General features: G+C 73.1%; 14 protein-coding genes and 1 pseudogene. 7 read left to right on the forward strand and 8 right to left on the reverse strand.

What is annotated here, in order from left to right:
• Positions 1 to 10 precede the first annotated feature (10 nt).
• Positions 11 to 679 (forward strand): annotated as a pseudogene (locus tag CKY47_RS36955) (DUF222 domain-containing protein); the annotation flags it as partial.
• Between the two features lie 338 nt (positions 680 to 1,017).
• Here the strand turns inward: CKY47_RS36955 and CKY47_RS24085 are convergent.
• From CKY47_RS24085 to CKY47_RS24105, 5 genes are read right to left on the reverse strand one after another with little or no spacing between them, the layout of a single operon-like run.
• On the reverse strand, positions 1,018 to 3,075 hold the full coding sequence (locus tag CKY47_RS24085; protein WP_306748331.1) for a glycoside hydrolase family 36 protein: 2,058 nt from the start codon (positions 3,073 to 3,075) through the stop codon (positions 1,018 to 1,020).
• Positions 3,072 to 3,935, reverse strand: coding sequence for an ABC transporter ATP-binding protein (locus CKY47_RS24090; protein ID WP_306748332.1), 864 nt, complete (start codon positions 3,933 to 3,935; stop codon positions 3,072 to 3,074). Before CKY47_RS24090 ends, CKY47_RS24085 begins: the two co-directional genes overlap by 4 nt.
• Complete coding sequence (locus CKY47_RS24095) at positions 3,932 to 5,728, reverse strand: dipeptide/oligopeptide/nickel ABC transporter permease/ATP-binding protein (RefSeq protein WP_306748333.1); 1,797 nt, start codon at positions 5,726 to 5,728, stop codon at positions 3,932 to 3,934. The genes CKY47_RS24090 and CKY47_RS24095 overlap by 4 nt, the downstream gene beginning before the upstream one ends.
• A gap of 17 nt (positions 5,729 to 5,745) precedes the next feature.
• Complete coding sequence (locus tag CKY47_RS24100) at positions 5,746 to 6,735, reverse strand: ABC transporter permease (RefSeq protein WP_306748335.1); 990 nt, start codon at positions 6,733 to 6,735, stop codon at positions 5,746 to 5,748.
• Positions 6,736 to 6,761: 26 nt separating this feature from the next.
• Positions 6,762 to 8,450: an ABC transporter substrate-binding protein gene (locus tag CKY47_RS24105; protein ID WP_306748336.1), complete on the reverse strand. Its 1,689-nt coding sequence runs from the start codon at positions 8,448 to 8,450 to the stop codon at positions 6,762 to 6,764.
• Positions 8,451 to 8,606: 156 nt separating this feature from the next.
• On the opposite strand from CKY47_RS24105, the gene CKY47_RS24110 reads away from it, so the two are divergent.
• Positions 8,607 to 9,878 (forward strand): ROK family transcriptional regulator, encoded by a 1,272-nt coding sequence (locus CKY47_RS24110; protein WP_306748337.1) that lies wholly within the window; start codon positions 8,607 to 8,609, stop codon positions 9,876 to 9,878.
• Positions 9,879 to 9,900: 22 nt separating this feature from the next.
• Here the strand turns inward: CKY47_RS24110 and CKY47_RS24115 are convergent, their stop codons facing one another.
• Both CKY47_RS24115 and CKY47_RS24120 read right to left on the reverse strand, forming a co-directional pair.
• Positions 9,901 to 10,539 carry a ThuA domain-containing protein gene (locus tag CKY47_RS24115; protein ID WP_306748339.1) on the reverse strand — a complete coding sequence of 213 codons (639 nt, stop codon included), beginning with the start codon at positions 10,537 to 10,539 and terminating at the stop codon, positions 9,901 to 9,903.
• Positions 10,536 to 11,207, reverse strand: a complete 672-nt coding sequence (locus CKY47_RS24120; protein WP_306748340.1) for a TetR/AcrR family transcriptional regulator — start codon at positions 11,205 to 11,207, stop codon at positions 10,536 to 10,538. Before CKY47_RS24120 ends, CKY47_RS24115 begins: the two co-directional genes overlap by 4 nt.
• Positions 11,208 to 11,279: 72 nt before the next feature.
• Between CKY47_RS24120 and CKY47_RS24125 the strand changes: the two genes are divergently transcribed.
• The 5 genes from CKY47_RS24125 (at position 11,280) to CKY47_RS24145 (ending at position 14,979) form a co-directional block, all read left to right on the forward strand.
• Positions 11,280 to 11,999: an MSMEG_6728 family protein gene (locus tag CKY47_RS24125; protein WP_306748341.1), complete on the forward strand. Its 720-nt coding sequence runs from the start codon at positions 11,280 to 11,282 to the stop codon at positions 11,997 to 11,999.
• 65 nt (positions 12,000 to 12,064) lie between these two features.
• A complete protein-coding gene (locus tag CKY47_RS24130; RefSeq protein ID WP_306748342.1) occupies positions 12,065 to 12,496 on the forward strand; it encodes a DoxX family protein in 432 nt (143 codons plus the stop codon).
• A 177-nt stretch (positions 12,497 to 12,673) separates the two neighbouring features.
• Positions 12,674 to 13,105 carry a YciI family protein gene (locus CKY47_RS24135; RefSeq protein WP_306748343.1) on the forward strand — a complete coding sequence of 144 codons (432 nt, stop codon included), beginning with the start codon at positions 12,674 to 12,676 and terminating at the stop codon, positions 13,103 to 13,105.
• Between the two features lie 56 nt (positions 13,106 to 13,161).
• Positions 13,162 to 14,445: an RNA polymerase sigma factor gene (locus tag CKY47_RS24140; RefSeq protein WP_306748344.1), complete on the forward strand. Its 1,284-nt coding sequence runs from the start codon at positions 13,162 to 13,164 to the stop codon at positions 14,443 to 14,445.
• A gap of 72 nt (positions 14,446 to 14,517) precedes the next feature.
• A complete protein-coding gene (locus CKY47_RS24145; RefSeq protein ID WP_306748345.1) occupies positions 14,518 to 14,979 on the forward strand; it encodes a DUF6194 family protein in 462 nt (153 codons plus the stop codon).
• 13 nt (positions 14,980 to 14,992) lie between these two features.
• Here the strand turns inward: CKY47_RS24145 and CKY47_RS24150 are convergent, their stop codons facing one another.
• The gene (locus CKY47_RS24150) at positions 14,993 to 17,671 is read right to left on the reverse strand and encodes an ATP-binding protein (protein WP_306748346.1); all 2,679 of its coding nucleotides are present in this window, start codon (positions 17,669 to 17,671) and stop codon (positions 14,993 to 14,995) included.
• Positions 17,672 to 17,992: the final 321 nt, after the last annotated feature.

The following is a 17,992-nucleotide window of genomic DNA, read 5'->3' on the forward strand; positions in this document are numbered from 1 at the left end:
AGGTGAAGCGGTGGACGACGCAGGCGACCCTCTTCCTGCCCTCCACCAGCCCCACCGGCCAACCACTCCCACCCCTGCACCCCGTGACCGGGGCGGTGCTGGAGAACTCTCCGACGGACACCTGACCGAATTGGCGCGAGCCATCGCTTTGCGCCTGCCCGAGGGGTCGGAGGAGATCCTGGTCGAGGCCGCGCGATCGGCGGAACCGAAAGCGGTGCGGCAACTCGCCGACCGGATTCGCGACCGCGCCGAACAGGACCGCGTGGACGAAGTGGACGAACCCGCCGCCACACCCGGCGACACACTGCACCTGCGCGACCTGCCCGGCGGACGACTCGAATTCTTCGGCGAACTGTCCGCCGAGACCGGCGCGCGGTTCACCGCACTGCTCGAACCACTCCCCACACCCCACCCGGACGGCCCCCGCGACGCGGCACGACGGCGCGGTGAGGCGTTCGCCGACCTGATCGCACTGGCTTCGCGGTCGGGCGACCTGCCCACCGAAGCCGGAGAACGGCCGCACATCAGCGTCACCATCGACCACGACACCCTCCGCCGGGGCGTCGGGCACGCGGTGCTCGACAGCGACCACCACCTCAGCGCCGCCCAAGCCCGCCGCACCGCCTGCGACGCCACAGTCCTCCCCGTCGTCCTCGGCGGCGACTCCGAAGTACTCGACCCCGGCCGCGCCAAGCGAACCGTGAGCACCGCCCAACGCCGCGCGCTGCACGCCCGCGACCGGGCCTGCGCCTTCCCCGACTGCCACCGACCACCCCAGTGGTGCGACGCCCACCACATCCAACACCGGGCCGACGGCGGCACCACCGACCTGGACAACCTCGCCCTGCCCTGCCACACCCACCACACACTCATCCACCACACACACCGGCGGATCACCACCACCGGCGGGACACCGACCTTCATCCCACCCCGACACACCCACCCCGCACAGAGGCACGCCAGAACCTGCTCCACCGACCACCCACACCGGCCCTCGCCCCCGTGGCCGCGTGACGGTCACAGCCTGACCACGACGGCAGCCGGTGCGGTGCCGTCGTGGAAGGCGTGCAGGACACCTCCGTCCGCGTCCCAGTCGAACGACCACGACGGCGTGGACAGCGGGAACACCGGCGTGACCTCCACGGCCCGCCCGCGCAGGTGCGGCACGGGCAGGGCGACGTCGGGTGACGCGTCGGGCAGGCGCCACAGGGTCAGGTAGGTCGACCCGGCGCGCAGGCCCGTCGCCACCCACGGACCGGGAGGTGAGGTCAGGCCCAGGGGCCAGAACGGGACGGACGCCGCGATCTCCGGCCGCAGTGCCTTGTGCGCGTCCACCGCTGACCGCACCAGAGCCCGTCGCCCCTCGTCCATCAGGTCCACCCGACCCGCCAGGTAGAGCCTGCCCAGGATGCCCGTGGCCAGGGTGAAGACCGCTTCGTCGACGCTCATCCCCGGCTGTGCGTACGCCCAGTTCCCGCACTGCTCGGGCAGCACGGACGCGGGCGCGGCGGCGGAGATCCTGGGGTACAGCAAGGGGTTCTGCTGGTCCGATGTGGACTGTACGTGCAGCCTGGACAGCATCGCGTAGTCCATCCGCATCGCGCCGGACGCGCAGTTCTCGATCAGCAGCGCCGGGTGGCGGGCCAGCACGCCGTCCAGCCACGCCAGGTGGGCGCGGTTGTGGCCCAGCAGGCCGTCGCCCGGCGCCAGGCCGCCGACATCCGTGCCCGCGCCCGGCATGATGTTGTAGTCCAGCTTCAGGTAGCCGATGCCGAAGTCGCGCACCACCCTGTCGACCACCTCGTCCAGGTGCGCGACCGCCGCCGGGTGGCGCAGGTCCAGGTGGAACCGGCCGTGCTCGCCGACGCGCGCGCCGTGCCGCTGGAAGAACGCGTCGGCGGGCAGGGTCCGGGCCAGGGCGGAGCGGACGCCGACGACCTCGGGTTCCAGCCACAGCCCCGGCACCATGCCGTGCGACCGGATGCGGTCGGTGACCTCGCCGAGCCCGCCGGGGAAGCGGGTGCGCGACGGCTGCCACTCGCCGACGCTGTCCCACCAGGCGCCGTCCTCGTCGTACCAGCCCGCGTCGACGCAGAAGACGTCCGCGCCGACGTCGGCCGCCGCGTCGACCAGCGGCAGCAGCTTCTCCGTGGTCGGGTCGCCCATCAGCGTGTTCATGTAGTCGTTGAAGATCACCGGCAGTTCCGGTGCGCGCCGGTCGCGCAGCGTGGCCCGCCGCTGCCGGGACAGGGCGGCGAACGCCTCGTCCACCCCGCCGCGGGCGATGGCCAGCGACACGGGGACGGTGGTGAAGGGCTGGTCGCGGGTCACCACCCTCGCCCACTGGTGCTCGCCGTCCGCCGGGCCGAGCAGCGCCAGGTACGCCCCGTCGACGGTCTCGCCGACCTCCCAGTGCCACGCGCCGTTGTGCTCGACCTGCCACGACAGCGCCCAGCTGTCGTCCCGGGCCACGAGCGCGCCGGACGGCAGGTGCTCACCCGTGGACCACGAGCTGCGCGAGGTGAGCGCGAACCGGCTGCGCGAGGCGTGGTGGTGCGCGGTCGGGTCCATCGGGACCAGGCCGGCCTCGCGCAGCGGCGTGCGGTGCCAGCGGGACTCGGCGACCCAGTCCGAGTCGCCGTGCACCAGGTCCAGCTCGTCGACCGCACGACCGGAGTCGACCAGGAACGCCCCGGTGGACAGGGACGTGACGGCCTGGAGGTGCACCGGCTCGCCGGTGACCGCCACCTCGGTCCACGCCGTCACCGCGGGCACGTCGGCCACGCCCCGGAACACCGAGGTGACCACGAGACCCGTCACGTCGTCGTGCTGGACCACGCGCAGCTCGTCCGCCGACGCCGAGTGGTCCCGGTACCGCAGCCGCGCGCCGATCGTGGTGTCGGCGTAGCGGTGGCTGCCGGGGAACCGGCCGTGCCCGTGGGCCTGCACCTCGACCAGCGGCACGCCGGGGCCGTCCGGGGGACCGTCCGGACGCAGCGAGAGCAGGCTCACCGGACCGTCGTCGTCGGTCCGCAGCAGCAGCCGCACGGCGCCGGTCGACCAGGTCAGGGTCATGACGCCGCGTCCTCCCACTGCCGGGTGCCGTGGTCGTACGCGGCGGCGGCGCCGGCGCGCTCGACCTCGGCGGGGTCGATGTCGAGGGCGCGACCGCGCGCGTCCGGGTTGGGCGCGGCGGACGCCAGGATGCGGGTGTACGGGTGCTGCGGGTTCAGGATCACGTCGTCGGCGGGTCCGCGTTCGACGACCCGGCCCTTGTAGAGCACCAGGATGTCGTCGGAGAAGTGGCGGGCCGTCGCCAGGTCGTGGGTGATGTAGAGGACGGCCAGGTCCTCCTCGCGCTGGAGCCGGGCCATCAGGTTGAGCACGCCGAGCCGGATCGACACGTCCAGCATGGACACGGGTTCGTCGGCCACCACGACCTTCGCGCCGGGTGCCAGGGCGCGGGCGATGGCGACGCGCTGCCGCTGGCCGCCGGACAGCTCGTGCGGCCGGCGGCCGGCGATGTCGCGGCCGGGCAGGGACACCCGGTCGAGCAGCCGCACCACCTCGTCCCAGTCGTGCGGTCGCCCGTGCAGCTTGAGGGGCCGTTCGAGGTGGTGGGCGATGGTGTGGAACGGGTTGAGCGAGGCGAACGGGTCCTGGAACACCATCTGCACGTGGTCGCGGTAGCGCCGGTCGGGCACGCGCCGCCCGTCCTCGGCGGTGATCTCGACGTCGCCGCCGCTGGGCTTCTCCAGCCGGGCGATCATCCGGGCGATGGTGGACTTGCCGGAGCCCGACTCGCCGACGAGCGCGACCGTGCGGCCGGGGGTGAGGGTGAACGACACGTGGTCCACGGCGCGCAGCTTCACGCGCTTGAGGCCGACCCGGACGTGGAAGTCCTTGACCAGACCGTTCGCCGTCAAGGTGGTCATCGGACGCCTCCGGGGGCCGAGGGTTCGCCGGACCGCACGAACGCGCCGCGCTCGCCGGTCAGGCTGGGGAACGAGTCGAGCAGCTGCCGCGTGTACGGGTGGGACGGGTTCTCGTACACCTCCTGCGCGGTGGCGTACTCGACGACCTCGCCGTCCTTCATCACGGCGATGCGGTCGGCCAGCTCCAGCAGCAGCGGCAGGTCGTGGGTGATGAACAGGACGGCGAAGCCGATCTCGTCGCGCAGCCGCAGGATCTCCCGCAGGATGCCGCGCTGCACGACCACGTCGAGCGCGGTGGTCGGCTCGTCCATGATCATGACCTGGGGGTCGAGCAGCAGGGCCATGGCGATCATGACGCGCTGCCGCATGCCGCCGGACAGCTCGTGCGGGTAGGACGTCAGCCGCCGCACGTCGACGCCGACGAGCTCCAGCACCTCCTCGCACCTGGCCCGGCGCTGCTCCCGGGTCATCCCCGGGCGGTGCGTGGTGAGCACGTCCTCCAGTTGCGCCCGGACCGTGATGACCGGGTTGAGGGCGTTCATCGCGCCCTGGAACACCATGGACAGCTTCGACCAGCGGAACGCCCGCAGCTCGCCCGGCGTGAGCGCCAGGACGTCGACGTCGCCGCCCTCGCGGTCGTGGAACGTCACCGTGCCCGCGGTCACCTCGGCCGGGGGCAGGTGCAGCCGGTTGACCGCGTAGGCGAGCGTGGTCTTGCCGCAGCCGGACTCGCCGGCGAGGCCCAGGATCTCGCCGCGCCGCAGCGTGACGGACACGTCCTCGACCGCGTGCACGGGCCGGTCGACCTGGTAGACGACCGACAGGCCGCGCACGGTCAGCACCACGTCGTCGTCCGGGCGTGCCACCGGCTCGGGCGTGCGGACGACGTCGGCCTCCCGGCGGCGGGGGATGTCGCGCAGCTTCGGGTTGATGATCTCGTCGATGCTGAAGTTGACCAGCGACAGGCCGCAGCCGAACAGGGCGATGATCAGGCCTGGCGGGACGAACCACCACCACGCCTCGCGCTGGAGGGCGAACCCGTTCTGCGCGTAGTAGAGCATCGTGCCGAGCGTGGACGAGTTGGACGCGCCCAGGCCGAGGAACGACAGGCCGGCCTCGCTGAGGATCGCGTAGATGACGGAGAACACGAACTGCGAGGCCAGCAGCGGCAGCAGGTTGGGCAGGATCTCGACGGTGATGACGCGCCACGGCTTCTCGCCCGCGACCCGGGCCGCGGCCACGTAGTCGCGGTTGCGCAGCGACAGCGTCTGGGCGCGCAGCACGCGGGCGGACGCGGCCCAGCCGGTGATGGCGAGCACCACCGCGATCGTCCAGGAGCCGCGCTGGTCGGCGGGCACGAACGCGGAGATCACGATCACCAGCGGCAGGCCTGGGATCACCAGCATGACGTTGGAGAACAGCGAGAACGCCTCGTCGACGTACCCGCCGACGTAGCTGCCGACGATGCCGAACAGCGCGGACAGGAACGTCGCCATCACGCCGACCAGCAGCCCCAGGTACAGCGAGCCGCGGGTGGCGTGGGCGATCTGGGCGACGACGTCCTGGCCGGTCAGCGTGGTGCCGAGCCAGAACTCGCCGCCGGGCGGGGTGAGGCCGATGTCGCGGATGGCGTTCGGGTCCCCCACGACGAGCGGCCCGACCAGGCCGATGAGGGTGATGACGACGATCAGGCCGAGGCCGATCGCCAGCTTCGGCGACCAGCGCGGCAGCATCGAGCGCCAGCCGGAGCGGCCGCGCGGCGGCGCGACGGTCACGGGACTGAGGTTGGTCACGGTGTCCGCTCTCCTTCTCAGCCGCTGACGCGGGTGCGCGGGTCGATGACGGCGTAGAGCAGGTCGACCACGAGGTTCGCGCCGAGCACGGCGACCGTGATCACGAGGAAGATGCCCTGCATGAGGGCGTAGTCGTTGTTCTGCACGGCCTGGAGCAGCTTGGAGCCGATGCCCGGGTAGGAGAAGACCTGCTCGGTGATGACGGACCCGGACACCACGAACCCGAGCGAGATCGCGAAGCCCGCCACGGACGGCAGCACGGCGTTGCGCGCCGCGTACCTGATCATGATCCGGGAGTCGCGCAGGCCCTTGGCCCGGGCGGTCAGCACGTAGTCCTCCGCCGTCGCGGAGACCATCATGTTGCGCATCCCCAGCAGCCAGCCGCCGACCGAGGAGATGACGATGGTCAGCGCGGGCAGCGTGCCGTGGTGGATCGCGGAGCCGATGAAGTCGGCGTCCCAGCCCGGCGACAGGACGACGTCGTAGCCGCCGAGCAGCGGGAACCAGCCCAGCGCCGAGGCCAGCACGGCGACCAGGATCAGCGCCAGCCAGAAGTACGGCACGGCGGCGAGCACGGTGGTGGCGGGCACCAGGCCGTCCAGCCAGGTGCCGCGCCGCCAGCCGACGAACGCACCCAGGACGATGCCGAAGGCGAACGACAGGAACGTCGCGATGCCGACGAGCACGAGCGTCCAGGGCAGCGCTTCCGCGATGATCTCGGACACCGGGGTCGGGAACGCCGACACCGAGATGCCCAGGTCACCGCGGACCATGTTGCCCAGGTAGGAGAAGTACTGGGTGACGAGCGACTCGCCGCTGTTCGTGCCGAGCAGCAGTTCGTACGCCCTGCGGGCCGACGGGTCCACGGTTCCGCCCCGCTGCGCGAGCTTCGCCATGAGGATGTCCACCGGGTTGCCCGGCATGAGCCTCGGGATGAAGAAGTTCAGCGTCAGCGCCGCCCAGAGGGCGACCAGGTAGAACGCGAACTTCCGTGCGTAGTACCTCATCGGTCCGCCTGTTCCCTAGTGCGCGATCACCGACCGGCGGGCTTGAGCTTGAGGAAGATCTCCGAGTGCTCCGGGCGCGCCCAGACGGCCGGGAACGAGTACAGGTCGTCCTTCGTCGGCCAGCCGGTGAACTTCTTCGCGTTGAACTCGCTGGTCGTCCCGCCGGTCAGCACCGGGATGTACGGGATGGCCTTCTCGATCTCGGTCTGGATGGTGTCGAAGTACGGCTGCCGGGCCGCCGCGTCCTTCGGGTCGACGCCCTTGAGCGAGGTGAGCGCGGCGTCGACGGCCGGGTTGGAGAAGCGCGCGAAGTTCGGGTTCGCGACCTCGCCGACCGCGGCGGTGGTGGCGGTGCTGAAGAAGTACGACGCGTTGTAGTACGGGTCGGGCGCCGGGCCCTGGTGCAGGGCGTCGATCAGCAGCTCGAACTCGCCGCGACCGCGCGCGTCGGACCACTCGTTCCAGGACACCTGCTGCGCGGTGATCCTGATGCCGACCTTCTGGAGCTGCTGGGTCATCGTGTCGACGGCGGTGATGTAGTCGGTCCAGCCGGCGACGACCTTCAGCGTCATGGCCAGCGGCTTGCCGTCCTTGGCGTAGACGCCGTCGGCGCCCTTGGCGTAGCCGGCGGCCTCCAGCAGCGCGGCGGCCTTGGCCTCGTCCGGCTGCATGGGGGCGGACCTCTCCTGGAGCTTCGCGGAGACGACGTCCTCGTCCCGCTCCAGCAGCGCGGCGCCGGGCGAGATCTCGCTGGAGGTGTTCTCGAAGGCCAGCTGGTTGACCTGGGTGCGGTTGATCGCGTAGTAGATCGCCTTGCGCACGGCCACGTCGGTCTGCGGGCCCTGGCAGCCCAGCGCGGCGTTCGAGCAGGTGAACAGGGCCGTCTGGTTCATCGGGACGGTGATGGCCTTGTACCCGGGGTAGTTCTTCTCGACGTCGGCGATGTCCGGCACGGGGCCGGTCTGCCAGTCGATCTGCCCCTGCCGCAGGGCGGCCTCACCGGACTGGTTGCCGGACAGCGCGAGGTAGCGGACCTTCTTCAGCGCGGGCTCGCCGTCGTAGTAGGACGGGTTGGCCTTGAGCGTGAACGCCTGCGCCTTGAAGTCCTCCAGCTGGAACGGACCGGTGCCGACGGGCTCCTTGACGACGTCGGTCGCGGGCGTCGCGAGGTCCTTCCACTTGTGCGCGGGGACCATCCAGATGCGGCCCAGCACCTGCGGGCCCTCCATGAACGACGGCTCGTCGAACGTGATGGTGACGGTGGTGTCGTCGACCGCGGTGGCGGTGCCCTTGTAGCCGGTGCCGTTCATGGCCGCGTTCTTCTTGACCATGTCGAGGGTGAAGACGACGTCCTCGGCGGTGAACTTCTCGCCGTCGGTCCACGTGGCGTCGTCGCGGAGCACCACGTCGAGCTTCGTGCCGTCGGCGTTCCAGGTGAAGCTCCTGCCCAGGCGCGGGCGCGGCTCGACGTCGCGGATGTTGTTGAAGAAGAACAGCGGCTCGAAGATCGTGCCCGGGCCCTCCAGCGTGGTGGGCGAGAACGGGTTGAAGTTGATCTGCCAGTCACCGGACTGCCCGGTGTAGACGATCAGCGTGTCCTTGTCCGTGTCGCTCGCCTGGTCCGACCCGCCGCAGGCGGTCGCCAGCATGGCCACCGCGGCCAGCCCGGCCGCCGCCGTGCGCGCTCGGGAGGGGCGCCTTGCCTTCAGGAACATCGTTGATTCCTCTCGTGGCCCGAGACCGGCCGCGGTCCCGCGTTGCCCGAGATTGTTAAGTCAATGAAGAAACGAAGTCAACACCTGGCGGTCATCTGCCGGCCAAGTTGCTACCCTTCGTCCGACGAACGAACTAAGACGGACGCGGGGGACCTGGTGAGCGGACCGGCGCGGGCGACGCGGCACGCGAGCAGCAAGGCCGCCGTGCTCGACGTGGTCCGCGCGGCGGGCACCATCAGCCGGGTCGGCCTGATCAACGCCACCGGTTTCACCGGGGCCACGATCTCGACCGTCGTCCGCAAGCTCATCGACGAGGGCCTGGTCGTGGAGACCGGGCGCGCCGAGTCCACCGGCGGCAAGCGGCGGGTGCTGCTCCAGCTCAACCACTCCGCCCGCTACGCGGTGGGCGTGCACCTGGACCACGCCGGCATCACGTACGTGCTGACGAACCTGGGCGGGTCCGTCGTCGCGCGCATCTCACGGGCCGGGGCGGGCGCGGCCGAGCCGCGGACCGTCGTCGAGCGGATGGCCGCCGAGGTCCGGGGCCTCGTCGACGGCGTGGGCGTGGACCACAACCGGGTGCTCGGGCTCGGCCTGGTCTCCCCCGGCCCACTCGGCTCGACCACGGGGATGGGCCTGACCCCGCCGTCCATGCGCAAGTGGGAGGACTTCCCGCTCGACCAGGCGTTGCAGGCCGCGACCGGCCTGCCGGTGGTCCTGGACAACGACGCCACCGCCGCCGCGCTCGGCGAGCACTGGTCGGGCGGCATCGGCGGCACGGCCATCTCGGCGGCGCTCTACATGGGCACCGGGATCGGCGCGGGCCTGGTCATCAACGGCATCACCTACCGGGGCAGCAGCGGCAACGCGGGCGAGGTCGGACACATCTGCGTCGACGCGAACGGCCCGGAGTGCTGGTGCGGCGCGCGCGGGTGCGTCGAGGCCCTGGCGGGCCCGGCGTCCGTGGTGGCGGCGGCCAGGGCGGACGCGGCGCTGGCCCGGTCGGCCGGTCTCACCGGTCGGTCCAGGTCGGTGTCGTCGGACTTCGCGGCGGTCAGCCGGGCGGCGCGGCGCGGCGAGCCGTCGGCGCTGGCGATCCTGGAGCGCTCGGCGCGGTACATCGCCGTCGCGACGCGGACCCTGGCGAACATCATGGACCTGGAGGTCGTGGTGCTCACCGGCCCGAGCTTCGCCATCGCGGGCTCGGTCTACCTGCCGGTGGTCCGCGACGAGCTGGACCGCGCCTTCTTCTCCCGCGCCGCGCACGCCGTGGACGTCCGCCTGTCCCGGTCGGCGGCCACGGCGTCGGCGATCGGCGCGGCGGCGCTCGTGCTCCAGTCCGAGCTGGTCCCGCTGCACGAGGGCCTGCGGCTGCCCGAGAACCTCGCCGACTCCGAACCCGCCGCGCTGCCCGCCGACACCGCCTGAACCGGGTCGGCGCCCGAACCGGTCAGCCCCGGGCGCGGGCCGCCCACAGCAGGCCGCGCTCGACGATGGTGCGCACCTGCGGCACCGCCAGGTCCTCCGGCGCGTGCCCGACCGTGCAGGCGAACACCCGCCCCGCACCCCACCGGCGCGTCCACACGGCGGGCACGGTGAGCGGCGCGTGCCACGGGTCCGCCGGCGCGAACGTGGTGGTGGCGTGCACGTCGTTGAGCCCGTCCGCCAGCACCCAGTACTGCTCGGTCCGCAGTGCGAACCCGGACAGGCCCGCCACCACGGGGTGGGTCGAGGTGATCTCCACCCGGTGGTCCACGAAGTCGCCGGGGTGCGCGACGAACTGGCCGCCGACCAGCCGCATGTACCCGCGCGAGCCCCGGAACGCGTCGACCAGCCCGCCGTGCCACCCGGCCAGGCCCGTGCCCGACCGCACCGCCGCCTCCAGGCAGGCGAACTGGTCGTCGCTCAGCTCGCCGTCGCTCCAGCACTGCACGACGAGGTCGTAGGACGGCAGCGCCGGGTCGTAGGCCTCCAGCGAGTCGGACACGTCCACCGCGAACCCGGCGTCGCGCAGGAACGGCAGGAACGCGTCGGTCGCCTCCACGGGCGAGTGCCCGGCCCAGCCGCCGCGGACCACGAGTGCCTTCACGGGCAGGCACTGTAGTCGGCGACGCCCCCCGCGCGGGCCACCAGGCCGACGAGCTGGTTGACCAGGCCCTCGGTGAGGCCGGTCGCGAACAGCTCGGCCGCCGGCGGCGACCCCATCTCGCGCAGGACGACGGCGACCGCCTCGGTGGGGTTCGCGTACGGCCACAGCCCGGCCGTCATGACGAGCACCGCGTGCGCGAAGTGCCGCGCGCCGACCTCGTCCAGGACCGGCAGGCGGGCCCGTACCAGGTCGGCCAGCCGGGTCGTGCGGGCGTGCGCGCGGAGCTTGAACGCGCGCGCGGAGTCCACGGGGACGTTGCGCTCCAGCACGCCCGCCATGCCGGCGACCAGCTCGCACAGCAGGTCCCGGCCGACCAGGGACGACGCGACGGTGGTGGCGACCGCGACCGGTCCCCCGGCGTCGGGCAGGCGTCGCTCGACGTCGTCCAGCCAGGCGCCCCACTCCTCGTCGAGGACCGCCAGGAAGATCGCCTCGCGGCTGTCGAAGTACCGCAGCACGTTCGACTTGGCCAGACCGACCCGGTCGCTCAGCTCGCGCAGGCTGATGTCCGCCACCCGTCGTTCCCGCAGCATCGCGCGCGCCGTCCCGAGGATCGCGCGACGCCGCTCGGCCACCTGCTCGGGCCTGCGCGCGCGCTGGAACTCCACCCGATCAGGGTAACAGCCCGGCGGTCTCTTGTAATCGCGCGTGCCGGCCGCCGACCGGGGTAACCGGGGCGCGTGCAGACGTTCCTGCCGTACCCGACGTTCGGCCGCAGCGCCGCGGCGCTGGACACGCGACGCCTCGGCAAGCAGCGGGTCGAGACGCTCCAGGTCCTGCGGGCCCTGGTCTGGCCCGAGTACGGCTGGAAGCGGCACCCGGCGGTCGTGATGTGGCGCGGCTTCACGCCCGCCCTCGTCGCCTACGGCGTGGCGGTGTGCGACGAGTGGCGGCGGCGCGGGCACCGGGACGGCGTGCGCGCCGTGCTCCTCGACTACCACGGCGGGCGGGAGCCGACCTGGTCGTGGTGCCTGCGCGAGGGCCTGCTGCCGCCCTGGCTGGGTGACGCGAGGCTGCACCGCAGCCACCGGTCGTCGTTGCTGCGCAAGGACCCCGAGCACTACCGCCCGCTGTTCCCCGACGTGCCGGACGACCTCGACTACCACTGGCCGGGCGAGTCGTTCCCGCCCGACCTCCCGGACACGCCCGGCCTCGTCGCCTGCCGGCTCGACGCGCCGCCGCTGCCCGACGAGCACCTGCCGCCCGCGCCGCCGCTCGACCACCGGCCCGGGCCGTCCGTCGCCCGCGTCCCGACCGAGGCGGACCTGGCGGCGATGCGCGCCGAGGCGGAGGACCCGCGACGGGTCCGCTTCTTCCGCCGCGGCCAGCCGCTGCCCCCTCCGACCGGCAGGTTCACCCTGCGGATCGACGTGCCGGAGAAGATCCGGGAAGAGATCTGACCGACGTGTCGATCCGACGGGGTCCCCGTTCGTCGCCCTGGCAAGACGACCCGGGAGGACCCGCGATGACCACCGACACCACCACCACCGACACCACCACCGACACCCGCACCGCCAAGCGCAACGACGTCGCGCTCGGCGTGTTCCGGCTGGTCGTGTCGTTCCTGTTCGGCTTCCACGGCCTGATGGGGCTCGGCTTCTTCGGCGGGGTCGACGGCCAGGGCGCCGCGGTCCCGTTCGGCTCGTGGCCGGGCTGGTACGGCAGCGTCGTCGAGCTGGCCGGCGCGGTGCTCGTGCTGCTGGGCCTGTGGGCTCGGCCCGCCGCGTTCGTGCTGTCCGGCGTGATGGCCTTCGCCTACTTCACCGTGCACCAGCCGGTGGCGCTGCTGCCGATCCACAACAACGGCGAGCTGGCGGCCGTGTACTGCTGGGCGTTCCTGCTCCTCTCCGCCCTCGGGCCGGGCGCGTTCACGCTCCGGCGGGCGCTGCGCCGGTGAGGCCCTCCACGACCACGCCGCCGGCTCGCCTCCCCTCACCCGGGAATCGCCGGCCGGCGTCCCCGAAAAAGAACTCCGGAAAAGTTCCGGCACCGCGTCGATTTCGCGTGGGGCTCGTTCGTCGCCCCCGCAGGGGCCAGGATGTACCGGGCCGATGAACCGAAGAGGAGAACGACGATGCGTTTCATGGTGATCGTGAAGGCGACCGAGGCGAGCGAGGCCGGCACCGAGGCGACCGAGCAGGAACTGGTGGACATGCTCGCCTTCAACGAGGAACTGGTGAAGGCGGGCGTGCTGCTCGCCGGCGAGGGCCTGTACCCCAGCTCGCGGGGCGCCCGGGTGTTCTTCGACGGCGACGAGCGCACCGTGGTCGACGGGCCGTTCACCGAGACCAAGGAGCTGATCGCGGGTTTCTGGCTGCTCGACGTGAAGTCCCTGGAGGAGTGCGTCGAGTGGGTGAAGCGGGTGCCGAACACGTCCGGCGGGCACTCGCAGATCGAGGTCCGGCAGGTGATCGAGTCCGAGGACTTCGCGAACGCGCCGCAGGAGCTGGTCGACCGCGAGAACGAGCTGCGCGCGCAGCAGGGCTACCCGACCACGCGGGGCTGAGGGAGGCCGACCGCCTTGCCGACGCGCGCCGGTAGCTGGTCTGATCCCGGACCGTGATGGCTACCGACGCGCGTCGCGCGGTCGAGGCGGTGTGGCGGATCGAGTCCGCGCGGTTGATCGCCGGTCTGGCGAGGATGGTCCGCGACGTGGGCCTGGCCGAGGAGCTGGCGCAGGACGCGCTCGTCAGCGCCCTGGAGCAGTGGCCGGGGACCGGAATCCCGCGCAACCCCGGCGCGTGGCTGATGACCGCCGCGAAGAACCGGGCCGTCGACCAGATCCGACGCAGGCGGAACTACCAGCGCAAGCTGGAGCAGATCGGCCGGGACACCGCGCGGGACCACGTGCCGGACGCGAGCACGGGCGTCGGCGACATCGACGACGACCTGCTGCGCCTGGTGTTCACCGCCTGCCACCCGGTGCTGTCGACCGAGGCCCGGGTCGCGCTGACCCTGCGCCTGCTGGGCGGCCTGACCACCGGGGAGATCGCCCGCGCCTTCCTGGTGCCCGAGGCGACGGTGGCGCAGCGGATCGTGCGGGCGAAGAAGACCCTCGCCAAGGCGGGCGTCCCGTTCGAGGTGCCGGCGGAGGACGAGCGGGCCGCCCGGCTCGCGTCCGTGCTCGGCGTGATCTACCTGGTCTTCAACGAGGGTTACTCGGCCACCGCGGGCGACGACTGGATGCGGCCCGCGCTGTGCGAGGACGCGCTGCGGCTGGCCCGCGTGCTGGCCGGCATCGCGCCGCGCGAACCCGAGGTGCACGGGTTGGTGGCGCTGCTGGAGATCCAGGCGTCCCGGTCCAGGGCGCGGGTCGGCCCGAACGGCGAGCCCGTGCTGCTGATGGAGCAGAACCGGGCGCGCTGGGACCAGCTGCTCATCCGGCGCGGGCTGGCCTCCCTGGAGCGGGCCGAGGCGCTGGGCGGGCCGGCCGGGCCGTACGCGCTCCAGGCCGCCATCGCCGCGTGCCACGCGCGGGCACGCACCCCGGAGGACACCGACTGGGCCCGGATCGCGGGCCTGTACGAGGCGTTGGCGCTGGTCGCCCCGTCCCCGATCGTGGAGCTGAACCACGCGGTCGCGATCGGGATGGCGCTCGGGCCCGCCGTCGCCCTGGAACTGGTGGACGAACTGGTGGACGCCCCGGCGCTGAAGGACTACCACCTGCTGCCGAGCGTGCGCGGCGACCTGCTGGCGAAGCTCGGCAGGCACGCCGAGGCGCGGGTGGAGTTCGAGCGGGGCGCCGCGATGACCCGCAACGGGCGGGAGCGCACCCTGCTGCTCGCCCGCGCCGCCGCCTGCCGCCCCGGACCCGCGGGCTGCCAGGTCCGGGAACCCCCGGTTTGAGGGTTCACGCCGCCGTTCCCGGCCATTCCTCCGCCGAACCCTCACAAAGGAGTTCAATGGAACACTCGAAGCATGGATGCCGAGCGGGTGACGCGGTACATCGACGAGACGTTCGACGGGGTCAGGGCGCCGGAGGCGAACGGCGACACGTTCTTCCTCTACGACCCGGACGGCGACCTCCCGCCTGAGCGGCAGGTGCCGTTCGCGACGATCGTGACCGGGGACGCCTACGACGACAGCTCCGCGCTCGACGGCACGGACGACTACCGGTTGAACATCGGCCTGACGCGGGCGGGGTACGCGGCGGTGGTCGGGTCGACGCCGGGCGAGGTCGACCACGCGGCGCGGGACGTGCTGATGCCGCACCCCGTCTACGCGGGTCTGCACTGGGTGTGCGTGGTGTCGCCGAGCGACGCCACGTTCGAGGCGGTGCGCCCGCTGCTGGCCGAGGCGCACGCCTTCGCCGCGCGCAAGCACGCCAACCACGCGCGCCGCGCGGACGTCGGGCGCGGCGGCCCCCACCGGGCGGGGTGACCGGGCGGGCGCGCTACCCCGGGTCCCGGGCGGGCCGCCGGTGGCGGATGGCCTCGCGCGCGATGTCGGTGCGGGAGCGGACGCCGAGCTTCGCGAGCACGTGCGAGACGTGCGTGGCGACCGTGCGGCCGGACAGGAACAGGCGTTCGCCGATCTGCCGGTTCGACAGGCCCGTCACGACGAGGTCGGTGACCTTCAACTCCATGGGGGTGAGGCTGTCCCAGCCGTGCGTGGCCCGCCGGTGCTTGGCGTGCGGGCCGCGCCGGATGCCGTGCTCGCGCAGCCGGGCCAGCAGGCGGGTCGTGTCCCACTCCGCGCCCAGTTCCTCCTGCACCTCCACGGCGCGGCCCATGGCGTCCCGCGCGGCGGACCGGTCGCCCGCGGCGGCGAACAGCAGGGCTGCGGAGGACAGCGCCGCGGCCCGGTACAGCGGTCGGCCCGCCACCCGGTACTCCTCGGCGGCGGCCAGCAGCCCGTCCGGGTCGCCGGCCACCAGGGCCCGGCAGTGCAGGGCGGACGCGCGGCGGTGCGGCACGGCCGGTTCGACGGCCAGCGCCTCGGCCCGCGCGACCGCGGCGGACGCGTCCTCGCCCAGCTCCACGGCCAGCCGCACGGTGTCGGGCAGCAGGTCCTCGACCGACTCCCACCCGGCGTCGAGCACGGCCCACGCCTCGCGCGCCTTCCCGGCCTGCTCCAGCTCCAGGCTCAGTGCCAGCGACAGCGGGCCGACGACGTGGCCGCCCAGGTCGGCGCCCGCGGCGGCGAGGTGGCGGCGGGCGCCCGCCGAGTCGCCGCGGTGCAGGTGGACCAGGGCGGCGACGCCGTGGTCGCAGCGCGACACCAGCGGGTGCTTGAGGTCGTCGGGGAGCAGGTCGACGTCGACGAGCGCCTCGTCCCACCGGCCGGCGTCGAGCAGGAGCTGGCCGAGCGCGCTCTGCGCCTGCGCGAGCCGCACGAGGTTGCCGACCTGCTCGGCCGCGTGCCGCACGACCTGCGCCGAGGCGATGGCCTCCGCGCCGCGGTCCAGCTCGCCCAGCGTCACCGCTTGGTTGATCTGGAGCAGCAGCCGCAGGTCGGACGTCGCGGGCTCGCCCATCGCGACGGCCAGCGCGCGGTCGAACAGGGGCAGCGCCTCGGCCATCCGGCCGCGCACCATCGCCACGATCGAGCGCACGTGCAGCGCCCAGCTCGTGGCCCGCCGGTCGCCGTCGACCAGGGCCGCGGCGGCGAGCCGCTCGGCGTCGTCGAGCTGCCCGATGTCCCAGTGCGCGCGGGCGGCGAGCACGAGCAGCCGGGCGCGGTCCGACGAGGTCAGGTGCGGCAGGGCCAGCGCGCGCTCCACCTCGGCCAGCGTCTCGGCCGACCGGCCGGTCATGCTGCGGCACTGCGCCAGCGTCCAGTGCAGGTCCACGAGCGCGCCGTGCTCCAGGCCGGCCAGCGCGACCGACTCGGCCCCGTGGTGGTCGCCGCAGCGGAACCGCGCCTCCGCCAGGTGCGCGAGCAGCACGCCGCGCCGCTCGCCCGCGCTCGGCGAGGTCACGACCCGCCCGAACAGGTCGACGGCGGCCTCGGGGGCGTGCGCGACGAGCATCGAGCCGTGCACCACCAGCCAGTCCGCCACCCAGTCGGGCACGCGGTCGTCGGCGGCGAGCAGCTGCCGGGTGACCCGGTCCACGCCCGCGCCGGAGTCGGCCAGGGCGCGGGCCGCCTCGACGTGCCACGCGCCGCGCGCCGCCTCGGGGACCTCGTCGTACAGGGCGGTGCGCACCAGCGGGTGCCGGAACGACAGGCCGGCCGTGCCGTCGACCAGCACGCCCGCCACGGTGGCCTCCTGGAGCGCGGGCAGCAGCTCGACCACGCGGCGGTCGAGGACAGCGGCCAAATCGGCGACCGGGAAGTCCACGCCGAGCAGGGCGGCGGCGACGAGCACGCGCCGCACGTCCGCGCCGAGGAAGCCGATCCGGTCGGCGATGGCGGCCGACAGCGACGGCGGCACACCCAGCTGCACGAGCCGCGCGATCCTCGTGGCGTCGACCTCGACCGCGCCGCCGCGCAACAGCGCCTCGACCAGTTCGACCAGGTAGAGGGGGTTGCCGCCGGCGTCCTCGGCGAGCCTGGCCAGCGCCTCGTCGGGGGTGCCGCCGGTGAGCGCGCCGACCAGCTCGACCACGGCGACCGGGTCGAGGCGCGGCAGCGGCAGGCGTTCCACGCCCTTGCGCAGGACCGCCACGTCGTCGCGGCGCGGCAGCGGCCGCAGCACGCCGACCAGCAGCAGCGGGAGCTGGTCCACGAGTTCGGCGAGCCACCGCCACACGGCCACGCTCGCCTTGTCGGCCCACTGGAGGTCGTCGAGCACCAGCACGACGGGGCCGATCGCGCACAGGTCGTCCACCCGGGCGAGCAGCCGTTCGGCGGTGGCGGCGGAGCTCTCGGAACGGCCGGCGGCCAGCGCGTCGAGCAGCGGCAGCAGCGGCAGGGGGCGGCCCAGCTCGTCGCCCGCGCCCCGGCAGACCCGGAAGCCCCTGGCCGCGGCGACCTCGCACGCCGCCTTGACCAGTGCCGTCTTGCCGATGCCGGCCTCGCCCTCGACGAGCAGCGCGGCGCCCCGCCCCTGGGCCAGGTCGTCCACCAGCGCCAGGAGGCGGCCCAGCTCCCGCTCGCGACCGACGAGGCGGAGTGTGACGGCGCGCACACTGTCAGAATACGGTGCTAACCCCCCGTCAACAAGGTGTTACCTTATTTCGAATTCACCTGAATGCCACCCGGTCCGCTGTTTGTTCACGCCGATTACGCTCCACGGCCCGCGGACTGCCGGCACGGTAATCAACGAAATTCCCCGGCCACACCAGACTGGAGAACGCATGCGAATCGGACGAGTGCTCGTCGCCGCCCTGCTGGTCACGCTCTTCACCACCGCTGCCACGGCGGCCACCGGCCCGTTCGGCGGACTACCCTACAACTGAGGCGTCGATATTCCACGCGAATGGGCGTGAATAGCGGCGAATAGGGGTCG

Source organism: Saccharothrix longispora (assembly GCF_030852425.1).
GTDB classification, from domain to species: Bacteria; Actinomycetota; Actinomycetes; order Mycobacteriales; family Pseudonocardiaceae; genus Actinosynnema; species Actinosynnema longispora.

Excerpts from the sequence above, each read along its gene's own strand:
- CKY47_RS24145 (WP_306748345.1), top strand. The coding sequence starts at position 14,518 with ATGGATGCCGAGCGGGTGACGCGGTACATCGACGAGACGTTCGACGGG.
- CKY47_RS24100 (WP_306748335.1), bottom strand. The coding sequence starts at position 6,735 with ATGAGGTACTACGCACGGAAGTTCGCGTTCTACCTGGTCGCCCTCTGG.
- CKY47_RS24140 (WP_306748344.1), top strand. The coding sequence starts at position 13,162 with ATGGCTACCGACGCGCGTCGCGCGGTCGAGGCGGTGTGGCGGATCGAG.
- CKY47_RS24105 (WP_306748336.1), bottom strand. The coding sequence starts at position 8,450 with ATGTTCCTGAAGGCAAGGCGCCCCTCCCGAGCGCGCACGGCGGCGGCC.
- CKY47_RS24090 (WP_306748332.1), bottom strand. The coding sequence starts at position 3,935 with ATGACCACCTTGACGGCGAACGGTCTGGTCAAGGACTTCCACGTCCGG.
- CKY47_RS24085 (WP_306748331.1), bottom strand. The coding sequence starts at position 3,075 with ATGACCCTGACCTGGTCGACCGGCGCCGTGCGGCTGCTGCTGCGGACC.
- CKY47_RS24135 (WP_306748343.1), top strand. The coding sequence starts at position 12,674 with ATGCGTTTCATGGTGATCGTGAAGGCGACCGAGGCGAGCGAGGCCGGC.
- CKY47_RS24130 (WP_306748342.1), top strand. The coding sequence starts at position 12,065 with ATGACCACCGACACCACCACCACCGACACCACCACCGACACCCGCACC.